Below are 14,676 nucleotides of genomic sequence, written 5' to 3' on the forward strand. Positions count from 1 at the left end.
GGTGAGTAGTCCGTAGTGAGCAGTGAGTTGTAGAGCAAACAGTAGTAAAAAGAGGTTAATAAAATGAAGTAAATTCAAAAAAAATCAGATGGAGACAAGGATGGACAGACTTAAAGGACAGGCTGCAAGCGTGCGCAATACCGTCAGCATCAGCGGCGGCAATGAAAGTGAAGTCAGTACAACACATATCGCCATGTTTCAAGTTGGCGATAAACAAGTGACATTGAAGTCAAAAGAGCCAGTATTAATTAATGAGGGCAATGAAGTCGTTCTTGCTGGCACCGATAAAAGCGGTGTATTCAAGGCGCTGGCATATAAGAATTGCGCGACCGGTGCAGAAGGTAATGCCGGTTGGTTTGGTCGTATGTTGTTTGGTTTGTTCTTTCCTATCGTCAGTGTGATTGTTTGGCGAACTTTTCCTGGTGACTCGTTCAGTTTAATTCCCAAGCTGTTTGCGATGATGTTCCTCTGTACCGGCGTTTATATGCTTGCCAGTGGGGCTAATGTTTTTCGCGCTGTAGGCGTGGTAAAGGAAGCAGAAGCCTGAATTTGATGAGCTGAAAATAAAAATGCCAGCGCAAAATATTCGCGCCGGCATTTTTTATGTGTTGTGAATCTGATTTAGTCTTTTGCTACACGTTGAGCAATATGCGCTAAAGCTTCCTCGACCTGATCAATCAAAATCAGGCATAAATCACCTTCATTTAATCTGTCCATCGCCAGGTCGATAGCGACAAATTCGCCATTGATTTCATCGATGCGCGTGGTTTTAGTTGCACTCTTCAAGCCTTCACGCAACAGTGCAACAACTTCACCATCCGCACGACCACGTTGGCACTGATCCTGGTATAAGACGACATCATCAAATGAATTTCCAAGGATTTCAGTTTGCTGACGAATATCCTGATCACGGCGATCACCAGCGCCACTGATGACGACGGAGCGACGGTTTGCCGGCATGGTTTCTACCGCTTTGACCAAGGCTAAAATTGCATCCGGGTTATGACCATAATCAGCAATCAACGTTGCACCTCGGTAGTTAAACACGTTGAAGCGACCTGGTGCGTTATCTGCTTCATTTGCGAAGGTTTTTAAACCCTCGCGGATGTGTTCCCAGCTAATGCCAGCCGCCCAGGCTGCTGCTACCGATGCCATAACGTTCTCAACCTGGAATCCGATACTGCCGTTGCGCGTGATAGGAATTTCAGTCATCGGGATACATTCACGTGACTTGCCTTCAGCGGCAACTAAGTTTCCATTGTCGACATACACTGTACGTTTGCCTTGGGCTCGATGCGCTGCCATAACGGCATTTTGCTTATCTGCGGCAAAGAAAATTACCGGAGAAGGGCAGTTTGCCGCCATATTTGCGACGATAGGATCGGCGGCATTTAAGACTGCATAACCGTCATCAGCCACGTTCTGCACAATCACACGTTTTAAGACCGCTAAGTCTTCTACCGTGGTGATGTAATTCAAGCCTAAATGATCGCCAGAACCGATGTTGGTAATGACGGCAACCTGGCAACGATCGTAAGCCAGGCCTTCACGTAAAACACCGCCGCGTGCTGTTTCGAATACTGCCGCATCAACGTCAGGATGGGACAATACATTGCGAGCACTGCGCGGGCCACTGCAATCGCCGCTATCAATCTGACGTCCTTCAACGTAGACGCCGTCGGTATTGGTCATACCAGTCCGCAAGCCACTTGCTGTCATCAGATGCGCGATTAAGCGTACGGTCGTAGTTTTGCCATTGGTGCCGGTGACTGCAACGATAGGAATGCGGCCATCGTCGCCATCTTCAAACATCGCGTCAATAATCGCTTCACCAACTGCACGCCCTTTGCCGAATGATGGTGACAAGTGCATGCGTAAACCAGGCGCGGCATTGACTTCGACGATGCCGCCATTTTGTGCTTCGATCGGTTTTAAGACGCTGTCGCAAACCAGGTCGACGCCACAAATATCGAGACCCACCATTTGGGCTGCTGCGATTGCGCGCGCTGCAACTTCTGGATGGACATCATCGGTCACATCGGTTGCCGCGCCACCTGTTGACAGGTTGGCGTTGTTACGCAATACGACGCGTTGACCTTTTGGCGGAATCGAATCAGCTTCAAAACCTTGTTTGGCAAGACTGGCGAGTGCGATATCATCAAAGCGAATTTTTGTCAGAGAGGTCGAATGACCGCTGCCGCGACGTGGGTCTTTGTTGACCTGTTCAACGAGCTGTCGTACTGATTGTTTGCCATCACCAACTACTTGCGGTGGATCACGACGTGCCGCGGCAATTAATTTATTGCCTATTACCAGCAAACGGAAATCATTGCCTGGTAAGAAACGTTCTACCAGAATGTCGTCACGGAATTCTGACGCTGCATGGTAGCCTGCTTCGAGTTGTTCGCGCGTCGTCACATTGACGGTCACGCCTTTACCCTGATTGCCGTCTTTTGGCTTGATAACCACTGGCAGGCCAACTTCTAAAGCGGCTTCCCATGCATCATCAGGGCTGGTGACAGAGCGCCCCATAGGCACCGGAACACCAGCAGCGTGTAATAATTTTTTGGTTAATTCTTTATCTTGGGCAATCGCTTCTGCAATGGCACTGGTGCCATCCATTTCGGCGGCTTGAATCTTGCGTTGACGCGAACCCCAGCCAAAAACGACCAGGCTGCCATCAGTCAGGCGACGATAGGGGATGTTGCGTGCCAAAGCAGCGTTGACGATTGCACCCGTTGAAGGTCCCAGACGGATATCTTCATCCAGCTCGCGCAATTGGTCAAGTGCGGCATTCAGATCAAAATTCTCATTGTTTAATGCGGCAGCGATCAGCTTTTCTGCAAGCTCAAGCGCCAGGCGTCCCACTGATTCTTCGGTGTATTCCACCACCACCTGAAAAATTCCAGGTTCTAAGGTCTGTGTGGTACGGCTGAACGTTACCGGGCAGCCAGCTTGTGCCTGAAGTCCAAGGGCCGTTAACTCAAACACGTGTGCAATTGGAATGGCGTCATTGTGTCCGGTAGGTTGCAATACGCTTAATTCAGGGAATAAGGCACGCAAGCGGTCTTCAAATCCGATCAGACTCGCAATTGAGCATTCAGCCTCGCTGCAGGCGACGATGGCTTCTACTGCCGTATGGTGGCTCCACAAATTGGGGCCGCGCAGGGCACGTATGCGTGATACTTCCATAAAACTTAGTCCTGTTGAAAGGTCATAAATCAATTGGCGAGGTGCCGTGTGCCGTGCATCGCCAACTGTAAAATGTAAATCAAATAGTCATTGAGCGGACTATGCTAGCCCAACTGCTTATTCCAGCTGCTTATTCCAGTTAATTGTTTAAGTTTGCGTTACGACGAACTGCAATCTACCCAAGCAACCGGAATGTCCTATGCAATCACTCGTCAATATTCCGTTTTTGGTTGGAATCAAAGGTTCTGAGTCCTGCTTCTATCAGTTCCGGATCAATATTCAGAGCCCAAGCTGCTGCCACCGCTGCCAATATACTTTCCGGTTGCGCCGCTTTCGCTGGCTTTAACGAAGAGAGCGGCAACAAGGCTGTTTCTTCAGCGCCGTTGGCAAGGACAATGTTCTGATCGCGTACGAATACAACGCGCTCACCTTCTTCGCGATGTTTGACGATCACCGGCAGTGTCGCATCCAGCGCGTAGAAAATAACTTTACCATCGCACAGTTCAGCTAATTCGACAACTGCTGGTTCAGAAGCATTCAAGACTGCGACGCCATCAGGCAAAATAACATCGACCTGAGTACGCATGATCTTGTACATCTGATCAGCATCCTGAATATAAAAGTCCGCCAATTCAGTATGTCCGTCGAGATCAGTGACCACCCCAACGCTGCATTTGTCGTACGCGAGTCCATCCGTCAAGATCGTCCGTGCATTGGTTTCAAACACAGCAGCCTGAACATTGCGATTGATCAGCAAACGCTGACCACTCTCCCATGTAGCGCAATTGCCTTCGGTAACCAGACGTTTATTTAAATACAGACCTTGGCTGCTAGCGACACCGGTTTGCATATTGTTCATATGCAGTAAGGCGCCGATCAGACGCGAAATCAGGCTTGCTTTGCGCGTACCGGCTACACCAACGATTTGGATTCGTCCAGATTCATCTGGCGCAAACAAATGTTCAACAATCGCTTTGCCTACTTCACGACCTTCACCATTGGCTGGTTTGATATGAGCCAGCAGACCCGGGCTAGCATTAACTTCAATAATCGCGCCACGCTGTTGAGAAAGAGGTTTCGAGATATCTTCAGCAACCAGATCAACGCCTGCGATATCCAGACCAACGATGCGCGCTGCTAAGGTTGCAGCGGCAGCAACTTCCGGATGAATGGTGTCCGTGACATCCATTGCGACGTTACCATTTGGCTGGATCAGAACGCGTTGTCCATCGACTGGAATCGAGAAGGCATCCATACCCTGACGTTTGAGCTCAAGTAAAATTTCGGCGCCATATTCGGGGTCCAGCGCGTTCAACGGTGAATCTTCTCCAGTGCCGCGACGTGGATCTATATTGATTTGGTCATCAACCAGTTGTTTGATATTGGAAGTACCATTACCAACGACCCATAAGGATTCACCTTTGGCAGCGGCAACGACTTTTTTGCCAACAACCAAAATTCTGTGTTCATCGCCAGCGATAAAGCGTTCGACAATAACGCTCTTGCTATCGCCTTTGCGGGCTGCCAGATGATACGCCGCTTCAACATCAGCTTGCGTCATCAGATTGAGGGATACGCCACGACCATGGTTGCCATCGTAAGGTTTGACAACCACTGGCAAACCGATGTCTTGCGCTTCTTCCCAGGCTTCTTCGGCGCTGCGGACGATGCAGCCTTCAGGCACAGGAACGCCGCAGCTCTTGAGCAAGGTTTTGGTTAAATCTTTATCGGAAGCAATGCCTTCAGCAATCGCACTGGTGCGATCGGTTTCAGCAGTCCAGATGCGACGTTGTGCTGCACCGTAACCAAGTTGCACAAGGTTGCCATCTGTCAGGCGTATTGAGGGGATTTTGCGCGCAGTTGCTGCATCAACAATATTTGCAGTGCTCGGGCCGAGACAACGGTCGTCGACCAGTTCACGCAATTCGTTGACTTTGGCGGCGACATCAAAAGCCTGATCTTCAATTGCTGCCATCAATAATTCACGGCCAGCATTCAATGCTGCGCGACCTACTTGTTCTTCGCGGGTACGGAACGCCATTTTGTAGACGCCAACCAAATGCGTCGAGCGAGTTTGTCCAAATCCTGTACGCATACCAGCCAGGTTTTGCAATTCGAGGACAACGTGCTCCAAAATATGACCAGCCCAAGTGCCTTCTTTGAGTCGCTCTAAAAAACCGCCACGTTCGCCAACACCGCATCGATGTTCGATCAGGCCTGGCAACCAGGCGGTCAGTCTTTCATAAAGCCCGGGTAACTGGTCAGAGGGCGTGTCTTCCAGCGCACCAATGTCCAGCCACGTTTCAATCACAGGGCGGTAGGTCCAGATATTCGGTCCGCGCAAATGATTTACACGGAGAATGCTGATGTCTTTCTTCTTTGTCGTCATGTAAGTAATTTCTTTTAGGCCAGGTTGTTTTGACCGGGTCTTATCATTTTAGAGTTTTTATTCTCTTATTCAGGACATTCTTTGTTATTTTGGAAATAAAAATGGTTTTTTTAATTTATTTCCATCTGGCGCAATTCATCTAATCAATACAAACCAGCTTCAGAAGGGATGCTTGCTGATATACTTGCGCGTTAGCGCAACAGCAGTTAAACCTCATGATCAGTTTCGCCTGATTATTTTCTATTCGATAGAATACCGTAAATTGCTGTCTCCGTGATATGCCTTAAGCCTATAACGGAAGTCAAGTTATCCCTTTTTTTCAAAAATATGTCCCGATTTGATGCGGGACAAGCTCTACCGCCGGAGTTTGCAGCACGATGACCACACCACAAATCAGTTCAGAGTCGCCTATATTGTCACTTCCAGCGAGGTGGCAAGACGAATTATCAAAGCAAGTCGCCAGAGGCGAAAACGTTTTAAGTGCGTTTGAGGTTGACTTAGATCATCAACTTCGCTTTGTTAAAGGCCTCATCGTGGTCACTGACCAAGCTATTTTATCTCGCACCGCGGGCGAATCGGCATGGAAAAGCTGGGCGTATCGCAAAGATTTGCAACTCGCGCACTATGATCATGCGGGGGTCGGCTATCTTCAGTTGACAGATAAACAAGGGTTGCTGGCTACCTGGCGTTTTACCCTGGGGCAGAATTTGTTGGCGATCCGCTTGCTCGATCAGTTCAACAAACAATTAGAAAGCCGTATAAGTGGTTTGCCTGTCGTCGAAGTCGAACAAAACATTTGTCCTAGCTGCAAAGCTGTATTAGAGCCTGATCAGGAAGAGTGCCCGGTTTGTACTAAAGTTATCTATACGCCGCCGTCCACGTGGACTTTATTCCGTTTATGGCGCTTCGCACGTCCCTATAGGTTTCAGTTGCTGATCGGTTTCACGTTGATGCTATTGGGTACTGCCGCGCATATGATTCCGCGCTATTTGACTAAGCCATTGACGGATGAAGTATTGATCCCTTACCAAAGCCATCAGGCTGTAGATCCAAGACTGGTTGTTACCTATATCGGCGGTTTGCTTGGCTCTGCTTTGATTGCATGGTTATTAAGTTGGGGTAAAACTTATATCCTCGCTTTGGTTTCTGAGCGTATTGGAGCGGATCTTCGTACTGCTACCTACGAACACTTATTGAAATTGTCCTTAGAGTATTTTGGTGGCAAACGTACAGGCGATCTGATGTCACGTATTGGTAGCGAGAGTGACCGTATTTGCGTGTATTTATCGCTGCATTTGCTCGATTTTGCCACAGACGTATTAATGTTTATTATGACAGCTGCCTTTTTGCTGGAAATTAATACCAAGCTGGCGCTCGTCACTTTATTGCCGTTGCCATTTATTGCATGGACGATTCATTTGGTACGCGACAAACTGCGCACCGGATTTGAAAAAATTGACCGCGTCTGGGGTGAGGTGACGAATGTGTTATCCGATACCATTCCCGGTATTCGTGTGGTGAAAGCCTTTGCGCAAGAGGCGCGAGAAGCAGGGCGCTTCCGTGACGCGAATAAACACAATCTGGTAGTCAACGACAAACTGAATAAAGTCTGGTCGCTGTTTTCACCTACCGTGTCATTTTTGACCGACATCGGTATTTTGGTGGTGTGGGCGTTTGGTATCTGGCAAGTTTCAAAAAGTGAGATTACTGTCGGTGCATTGGTAGCCGCGGTGTCTTTCATCGGCAGCTTCTATGGCCGTATCGATTCCATGAGCCGCATCGTGTCAGTCACGCAAAAATCGGCGTCGGCGGCGAAGCGTATTTTCGATATTTTAGACCATGTTTCCAGCGTTCCTGATCCGCAAAACCCAGTGAAGGTCAATGAAGTTAAAGGTCAGATTGAATTGCGTGAAGTTGGTTTCCGCTATGGAAATCGTGCCGTCAATCGCGGTATTTCACTCAATATCAAACCAGGTGAAATGATTGGTCTGGTCGGACATAGTGGTTCCGGTAAGAGTACCTTAGTCAATCTGATTTGTCGTTTCTACGACGTATCGGAAGGTGCGATTTTGCTTGATGGAGTTGATATCCGTTCATTTGCCGTGTCAGATTACCGCCGTAATATTGGTCTGGTCTTGCAAGAGCCTTTCTTATTCTTCGGCACCATTGCAGAAAACATCGCCTACGGCAGACCAGACGCAAGCCGCGAAGACATTATTGCAGCTGCTCGTGCAGCGCATGCGCACGAGTTCATTTTGCGTCTACCACAAGGCTACGATTCTATGGTCGGTGAGCGCGGTCAGGGCTTGTCAGGTGGTGAGCGTCAGCGTATTTCGATTGCTCGCGCCTTGCTGATTGATCCGCGTATTCTGATCATGGACGAAGCGACATCTTCGGTTGACTCGCAAACAGAAAAAGAAATTCAAAAAGCCCTCGATAATCTGGTCAAAGGCCGCACTACGATTGCGATTGCACATCGATTATCGACCTTACATAAAGCAGATCGTCTGGTGGTGCTGGATCGCGGACAAATCGTTGAAGTTGGTGGGCACGACGAATTAATGGCAAAACAGGGCGCTTACTACAACTTGTATCAGGCACAAGCCAGAAATGCCGCTTTAGCTGAGAGTGAAGAATGAGTACAACAAAATTTGAATTGCAACGTAATTCCTTCGGCAAGCTTATTTTGACGAATGAAGCTGGTGAAGTATTTGAGGGTGTGGTGCCAGTGCGCGCATTTCCGATTCAATCACCATTAGTCGGTATTTCTATGGTGCTGACAGATGGTCGTGAGGTTGCATGGATCAATGAGCTATCAGACCTCTCAGACAACTCCAGAACTCTGGTGATGGAAGAGTTGGAAGGGCGTGAATTCATGCCAGAGATCTCTCACATTAAAGGCGTCAGCAGCTTTGCTGTGCCATGCACGTGGAGCGTTAGTACAGACCGTGGCGAAACTGATTTTGTGCTCAAAGGCGATGAAGATATACGCCGCATAGGTGCCACGTCGTTACTGATTACCGATAATCATGGAATACAATTTTTGATACGGGATATGTTTGAGATTGATAAACATAGCCGCAAAATTCTTGATCGCTTCTTATAGAATTTTAGACACATCGCCCCAGTGATTTTGTCGCACCTTGCTGGGGGATATTGCTTAAACCTAATGAAATTGTTCTGCAAAGAGCACCAACCAGGTTAGAGCGCTTTACAGCAATTCAGCTCCGCCTACGTCTACGTATTTTTTTTGCGGAAATGTCCTCAAGTAAGTTCTTTCAATAGACAATCAAGAAGTTCTTCTTGGAAAAGTATAGCTGTACAAGTTGCTTAGCTTTTTCTCACCAGATAAATTCAGCACAACGACATCATCTAAGTTAAAACCCATCTTTTTAATGAGTTTGTTAGAACTGATATTGTCTGGTGAGGTAATCGCGAGTAACTTGTCTAGACCAAGATCTTCTTCTGCATGCCTCACCGTCGCGAGGGCAGCTTCCAACGCGTAACCATTCCCCCAGTAAGCTGGTAGAAATGCGTATCCAATATCAGCGTGTTCAAGCACATCGCGTTTAATTAAGCCACAACAACCAATGGCGATACCTGTGTCACGCAAGGTGACAACGTAAAAACTAAATCCGAATCTGGCTTGACAAGCTAATGGACCTTCAACTATCCATGCCCGTGCCTTTTCCAGATCGCTAATGCCTCGATTACCGATGTTTTTAATCCAGCTTGGGTCGTTCATGAGTTCATAAACGAATTTTACATCGTTGATGTTGAATAAACGCAACGCCAATCTATTGGTGATAATTGCTTGCATAAAGATACGTGTATTCTATTTTTACTTGCACACTATGGCTCTGTTTATGATGGAACATGCTTTGATCAGAATTCCTTTTATTGCTCAAAAGTAATATCAAAAACTTTTTCTTGTGATCCTACTTTTCCAGAGTAATATTAATTTACGGATGCCATTTTACATGTGCTTCATATGTCTGTGCCCCTTGCAAATATTCACGTGTATTCACTGATTGTAGTTTCAAGAGAACAAAGGAGATGTTATGAAGTCATTAAAAGGACGTTTGATTTTTGTCATTGCTTTATTGGTCACTGTTTGCACGGTATTTTTAACCGTTGGCAGTTATCTCCGGATGCGGTCGCAAATTGAAAATGACTTGAATAACGAAATTCGCGGAGTGGCAACGAGTTACAACGCGGTATTAAGTAACTGGATACAAATTAACACTTCACTTGTTGAGAGCTTGGCAAAATCTCTGGGCGACGGCACTGATCTACAAGCCAGTTTAGCAATGATACGTGGCGGTGGTAATTTCCTCAGTGTCTATCTCGGTCAACCAGATAAGACGTTCACCAATAATCCAGCAGACGCGCCTCCTGCTGGTTACGATCCAACGGTCAGACCATGGTACAAAGGTGCAATTGAGGCCAAAAAACCGATTGTGACTTCGGCTTACATGGGCGTTACCCCTCCTGGACTAATGATCTCCTTCGCTGCACCAGTTAAAGGCGGCGAGGGTGGCGTTGCCGCTGCTGACGTTTTTCTGACTAAGATTGTCGATCAAATTCTCAACGTTAAGCTGACGGGCGATGGGTATGCGTTTTTGTTAGATAAATCTGGCCAGGTATTAGCACATTCGGACCAGACTAAAGTTTTAAAGCCTGCGAAAGACATCGCACCAGAACTGGCTCTGGATAATTTAAGTAAGCTCGCCAAAAATACCGACCCGATAGAAACGGTCATCGCTGACAAAGCTAGCTTTTTGTTTTTGCAACCAGTCACTGGTTCAGACATGTACCTCGCATTAGTCGTTGATAAAAAGAAAGCGCTCGCTTCTTTGGATCAATTACTGATGATCTCTGCCATTGTGCTGATCGTGCTGTTGGCGATTATCGTACCAGCTTCAACCTGGTTGGTCGGACACATGCTCTCCGGTTTGCAACGTGTACGTGATGCGATGGCGGATATTGCAGCAGGTGGTGGTGATCTGAGTCGTCAAATCAACGTGGAAGGTGAAGATGAAGTCGCACAAACCGCACAGGCCTTTAATAATTTCCTTGAGCAGCTTCGTGTCATGGTGGTGGACGTACGAAAAGCCACCGACTCCATCACCGTAGGCGCGACTGAAATTGCGACCGGGAACATGGACTTATCTGGTCGCACTGAACAACAAGCTTCGTCACTGGAACAAACTGCAGCGAGCATGGAAGAGCTGACGGATGCCGTCAAAAACAATGCAGAAAATGCCCGTGAAGCAAACAAAATGGCAGTCAATGCATCAGATGTGGCGACACAAGGCGGTGAAGTGGTGAATAAAGTCGTCAGCACCATGCAAGGCATTTCAGATAGCTCTCGCAAAATTGTAGATATTATCAGCGTCATTGAAGGCATCGCGTTTCAAACTAATATCCTCGCCTTGAACGCCGCCGTAGAAGCAGCCAGAGCCGGTGAGCAAGGGCGCGGCTTTGCCGTTGTAGCGAGTGAAGTACGTACCCTGGCGCAACGTAGTGCCGCAGCGGCGCAAGAAATTAAGAGCCTCATTGAAGATTCTGTCAGCAAGGTCAACGAAGGTTCTGAACTGGTAGATAAAGCTGGTGCCGCGATGACGCGTATTGTTGCTGCGGTTGATCAGGTTGCATCAATCATCAATGAAATCACGTCGGCTTCTGCCGAGCAAAGTGATGGTATCCAACAAGTGAATGTCGCCCTGGCCCACATGGACGAGGCAACGCAACAGAATGCGGCATTGGTGGAGCAAGCGGCCGCAGCAGCAGGCTCATTAGAAGAGCAGGCAAATTTACTTAAAACAGCCATGTCTGCATTCCGTATGGAGCAAACCCAATCAGCTCCACGCATTGCACCTGCAAGCAAAGTGAACAAACCGAAGTCTGCTCCACCTGGCTTGCCGTATGAAGAATAAGCCAGGTATTTATTTAGAGGTTTGATTAATCCAGGGTAGCAGTCACCGGCGCATGATCCGATGGCTGCTCCCATTTACGCGGCACTTTATCTATCCCACACGCGCTGCATCGTTGCGCTAACGGCGCTGATAACAAAATGTGATCGATACGCACACCCTTATTGAGCCTGAATCCCAGCGCCCGATAATCCCACCAGCTAAACGACTTCTCTGCTTGTTCAAACTGACGGAAGCTATCTGTCAAGCCCAAATCCAGCAATGCCTGCAACGCTGCACGTTCTTCAGGTGACACCAAATTCATACCAACCCACGCCGCCGGATCATGGACATCGCGGTCTTCCGGTGCAATGTTGTAGTCTCCCAATATTGCCAGTTGCGGGTAGCGTTGCATTTCTTCTTGTACCCAATTTTTCAACGACGCCAACCATCTCAATTTGTACTGAAATTTATCAGAGTCAGGCGCCTGACCATTCGGCACATACGCGCAAATAATGCGCATGCCGTTGATCGTTGCCGCAATAATTCTTTGCTGTTCATCTTCAAATTGCGGATTGTTTTTCTGCACGTCAGACAGCGGGTGCTTAGACAAAATCGCCACGCCGTTATACGTCTTTTGCCCCGTAAAGGCTACGTGATAACCCGCTGCTTCAATCTCCGCTTGCGGAAATTTATCATCCGTCAGCTTGGTCTCTTGTATGCACAGCACATCTACAGGATTGGACTCCAGCCATTTCAGTACTTGCGGTAATCGGACTTTTAAAGAGTTGACGTTCCAGGTGGTAATTTTCATAGATGTTTTAAGTGTTTGATTTTGTTGTGTATTTATTGGGAATTTGTAACTTTACTTATTCTGGCTACAAATCTTACTGCAAATAATTATAGGCATGCGACTTCATCAATTCTCGTGTGTTGGCATTATACGTTGTGCGAGGCGTTGCCCGACTTTTAGTCTGGAAAGGCGTCTTTGCACAAATCTCGTCGTTCAAAATGAGAAAAAGCTATTGTTTCGTAATGAATCGAAAAAGCAACATTAAGTAATGAAAAAAGTCATATTATAATTTACTCGTGTTTGTGAAAATGATATAAATAATTTATTGATTTTTGATGATTATTACTTGGATTAAATTCAATCATGCCTGATGAGTCGCCTTTATTCCGCCCTGAAGTCACCGCAGCCAACAGCCAGCAATGGATGGGCGCGATACGCTTAGCTCAACCGATTTCTGCTTGGTTGATCGCGATTGTTGCGACCTTTATTACGATGGCACTCATTACCTTCATCTACTTCGGTAGTATGACGAAGAAGGCACGTATTACAGGCATCACCTCCCCCGAAGGTGGTAGCATCAGTCTGATGGTGACCAATACTGGCGTTATTAAACGTCAGTTAATCAAAGAAGGTGACTCGGTACGTGCAGGCCAGGCTTTGTTTGAGCTGGCGACAGAGCATAATAATGGTCAAGGTGAATTATCTGAGCTGGTTGCACAACAGCTGCAAGCCCGCCATCAAAGTCTCGAAGCCGAGCAACGTCAACGCCTTCAGCAAACGAATGAAAAGAAGCAAGCGATCCAATTACATTTACGTAATCTGGAAACGGAAGCGACGCAGCTTGAACAAGAGATCACCTTAGCCCAACACCGTCACCAACTCGCACAAGAGAGCGTGAACAAGTTTCAACGCCTGCAAACGAGCGGCTATGTGTCTGAAGCACAGACACAACAAAAGCAAGAAGACCTCATCGACATCGATACACGTTTGTCTTCACTTCAACGCAATAAACTACAACTGACAGCTAACCAATTAGCACTTAAAGCTGAATACGCGGATTTAACCAACAGTCTGGCCAATGATCAGGCGCAACTTGACCGTAGCCTTGCTAGTCTTCAGCAAGAAATGGTGGAAAACAGTAACCGCAAGGCGAACTTTATTACCGCACCAGAAGCCGGCATCGTTACAACGATTAATTTTCAGCCTGGGCAATCTATTGCCGCCGGTCAAAGCCTCGCTACTTTGATTCCTCATCAAGCACAACTTGAAGCGCAACTGTATGCACCGAGCCATGCGGCAGGATTTGTCAGTCCAGGGCAAACAGTCTTGATTCGCTATCAGGCTTTTCCTTATCAAAAATTTGGGCTGCAAAAAGGCACCGTCATTGATGTCAGTAAAACCCCTTTTGCGCCGAGTGAATTACCTCCCAATTTGGCAAGCACGATTCTTAGTACTGCCCAACAGAACATTCAGGGGTTTAACAGCAATGAGGCTTTATATCGCATCAAAGTGAAATTAGAAAAGCAAAATATTCAAGCCTATGGACAAACGCAGGCATTAAAGCCAGGCATGACCTTAGAAGCCGATGTCTTGCAAGACAGCAGACAAATCTGGGAATGGGTGTTAGAGCCGGTATTGGCGGTAGCTAACAGAACGACCTGAAATTTAGCAAAGAAGATCAATAAAAATCAAGAGAGTAAAGAATTCGAATACTGAGCAGAACAGCAAGTGCCATTCTGCTCAGGTCGAAAAACCGTTCAAGGTGGTCAAGACCGAGAACGGTGGTAGTAGAGTTTATTCACATAGGGTGAATGGGCTTGATTTAACATATTTATGGTTAGGAAATATCATGAAGATGATTACAGATTTGGCAGTTTTAGAAGCAGTTAGTGGTGGCGTGGCTGTTGAGGATGATGAACAAATGCAATTGGATGAAGGTGGCGGTGGAGGTGGAGGAGGTGGAGGAGGTGGAGGTGGAGGAGGTGGAGGTGGAGGTGGTGGCGGCTTGTCAAGTTCTGATGTTGCAGCACTTTATAGCGACAAGGGATATGGTAGTACTAGCTCTGGACTTTCTCAAGGATCATGCGTAGCAATTTCTGCACAAGTTGGTACAGTAGTTGGAGCTGGTATTGGATGCGGTCTCGCCAGTTTACCAACCGATGGTATTGGTTGTGCGGCGGGAGCAAATTTAGGTGCAAGATTTGGTAGAGCGGCAGGATTTTTAACGGCGGCCGCTGTTTGCAAACCAAAATAATAAAATGAGCCTGTAAATAAATTTGTGTAAATGTCCACGGTCTATTAACCTCTGAAGAGGAATTTACCGATGGACATTGTAATGGATAGAGAGAAACTTAAAGCGTTGGCAAAAGAGCTTGCCAAGGACATTA

General features: G+C 47.2%; 10 protein-coding genes. 6 read left to right on the plus strand and 4 right to left on the minus strand.

Translation table 11 applies throughout. The annotated features are described in order from the left end of the window. The first annotated feature begins 100 nt into the window (after positions 1-100). The gene (locus H8K32_RS07710) at positions 101-547 is read left to right on the plus strand and encodes a hypothetical protein (protein WP_186911894.1); all 447 of its coding nucleotides are present in this window, start codon (positions 101-103) and stop codon (positions 545-547) included. Between the two features lie 74 nt (positions 548-621). Here the strand turns inward: H8K32_RS07710 and cphA are convergent, their stop codons facing one another. Together cphA and H8K32_RS07720 are read right to left on the minus strand one after the other, a co-directional pair. Continuing rightward, positions 622-3,192 carry a cyanophycin synthetase gene (cphA, locus tag H8K32_RS07715; RefSeq protein ID WP_186911895.1) on the minus strand — a complete coding sequence of 857 codons (2,571 nt, stop codon included), beginning with the start codon at positions 3,190-3,192 and terminating at the stop codon, positions 622-624. A gap of 205 nt (positions 3,193-3,397) precedes the next feature. Beyond that, entirely contained in the window at positions 3,398-5,581 is a 2,184-nt protein-coding gene (locus H8K32_RS07720; protein ID WP_186911896.1) for a cyanophycin synthetase, read from the minus strand. A 377-nt stretch (positions 5,582-5,958) separates the two neighbouring features. Here H8K32_RS07720 and H8K32_RS07725 point away from each other — a divergent pair, with 377 nt between their 5' ends. Together H8K32_RS07725 and H8K32_RS07730 are read left to right on the plus strand one after the other, a co-directional pair. Beyond that, a complete protein-coding gene (locus H8K32_RS07725; RefSeq protein WP_186911897.1) occupies positions 5,959-8,220 on the plus strand; it encodes a cyanophycin metabolism-associated ABC transporter in 2,262 nt (753 codons plus the stop codon). Then, complete coding sequence (locus H8K32_RS07730) at positions 8,217-8,687, plus strand: cyanophycin metabolism-associated DUF1854 family protein (RefSeq protein ID WP_186911898.1); 471 nt, start codon at positions 8,217-8,219, stop codon at positions 8,685-8,687. The genes H8K32_RS07725 and H8K32_RS07730 overlap by 4 nt, the downstream gene beginning before the upstream one ends. Positions 8,688-8,870: 183 nt before the next feature. On the opposite strand, the gene H8K32_RS07735 is transcribed toward H8K32_RS07730, so the two are convergent. Further along, positions 8,871-9,401: a GNAT family N-acetyltransferase gene (locus H8K32_RS07735; RefSeq protein WP_186911899.1), complete on the minus strand. Its 531-nt coding sequence runs from the start codon at positions 9,399-9,401 to the stop codon at positions 8,871-8,873. A 241-nt stretch (positions 9,402-9,642) separates the two neighbouring features. Here H8K32_RS07735 and H8K32_RS20565 point away from each other — a divergent pair, with 241 nt between their 5' ends. Beyond that, positions 9,643-11,520: a methyl-accepting chemotaxis protein gene (locus H8K32_RS20565; RefSeq protein ID WP_186911900.1), complete on the plus strand. Its 1,878-nt coding sequence runs from the start codon at positions 9,643-9,645 to the stop codon at positions 11,518-11,520. A gap of 25 nt (positions 11,521-11,545) precedes the next feature. Here H8K32_RS20565 and xth read toward each other — a convergent pair whose 3' ends face one another. Continuing rightward, a complete protein-coding gene (gene xth, locus H8K32_RS07745) occupies positions 11,546-12,310 on the minus strand; it encodes an exodeoxyribonuclease III (RefSeq protein WP_186911901.1) in 765 nt (254 codons plus the stop codon). Positions 12,311-12,652: 342 nt separating this feature from the next. On the opposite strand from xth, the gene H8K32_RS07750 reads away from it, so the two are divergent. Continuing rightward, complete coding sequence (locus tag H8K32_RS07750; protein WP_186911902.1) at positions 12,653-13,951, plus strand: HlyD family secretion protein; 1,299 nt, start codon at positions 12,653-12,655, stop codon at positions 13,949-13,951. 187 nt (positions 13,952-14,138) lie between these two features. Further along, on the plus strand, positions 14,139-14,543 hold the full coding sequence (locus H8K32_RS07755) for a hypothetical protein (RefSeq protein ID WP_186911903.1): 405 nt from the start codon (positions 14,139-14,141) through the stop codon (positions 14,541-14,543). The last annotated feature ends 133 nt before the right edge of the window (positions 14,544-14,676 follow it).

The sequence above is a fragment of the Cognatundibacterium jejuense genome (assembly GCF_014284255.1).
Taxonomy (GTDB): Bacteria; Pseudomonadota; Gammaproteobacteria; order Burkholderiales; family Burkholderiaceae_D; genus Undibacterium; species Undibacterium jejuense.

What these genes read in the sequence shown, in the direction of transcription:
- H8K32_RS07710 (WP_186911894.1), top strand. Translation starts at nt 101, where the DNA reads ATGGACAGACTTAAAGGACAGGCTGCAAGCGTGCGCAATACCGTCAGC.
- cphA (WP_186911895.1), bottom strand. Translation starts at nt 3,192, where the DNA reads ATGGAAGTATCACGCATACGTGCCCTGCGCGGCCCCAATTTGTGGAGC.
- H8K32_RS07720 (WP_186911896.1), bottom strand. Translation starts at nt 5,581, where the DNA reads ATGACGACAAAGAAGAAAGACATCAGCATTCTCCGTGTAAATCATTTG.
- H8K32_RS07725 (WP_186911897.1), top strand. Translation starts at nt 5,959, where the DNA reads ATGACCACACCACAAATCAGTTCAGAGTCGCCTATATTGTCACTTCCA.
- H8K32_RS07730 (WP_186911898.1), top strand. Translation starts at nt 8,217, where the DNA reads ATGAGTACAACAAAATTTGAATTGCAACGTAATTCCTTCGGCAAGCTT.
- H8K32_RS07735 (WP_186911899.1), bottom strand. Translation starts at nt 9,401, where the DNA reads ATGCAAGCAATTATCACCAATAGATTGGCGTTGCGTTTATTCAACATC.
- H8K32_RS20565 (WP_186911900.1), top strand. Translation starts at nt 9,643, where the DNA reads ATGAAGTCATTAAAAGGACGTTTGATTTTTGTCATTGCTTTATTGGTC.
- xth (WP_186911901.1), bottom strand. Translation starts at nt 12,310, where the DNA reads ATGAAAATTACCACCTGGAACGTCAACTCTTTAAAAGTCCGATTACCG.
- H8K32_RS07750 (WP_186911902.1), top strand. Translation starts at nt 12,653, where the DNA reads ATGCCTGATGAGTCGCCTTTATTCCGCCCTGAAGTCACCGCAGCCAAC.
- H8K32_RS07755 (WP_186911903.1), top strand. Translation starts at nt 14,139, where the DNA reads ATGAAGATGATTACAGATTTGGCAGTTTTAGAAGCAGTTAGTGGTGGC.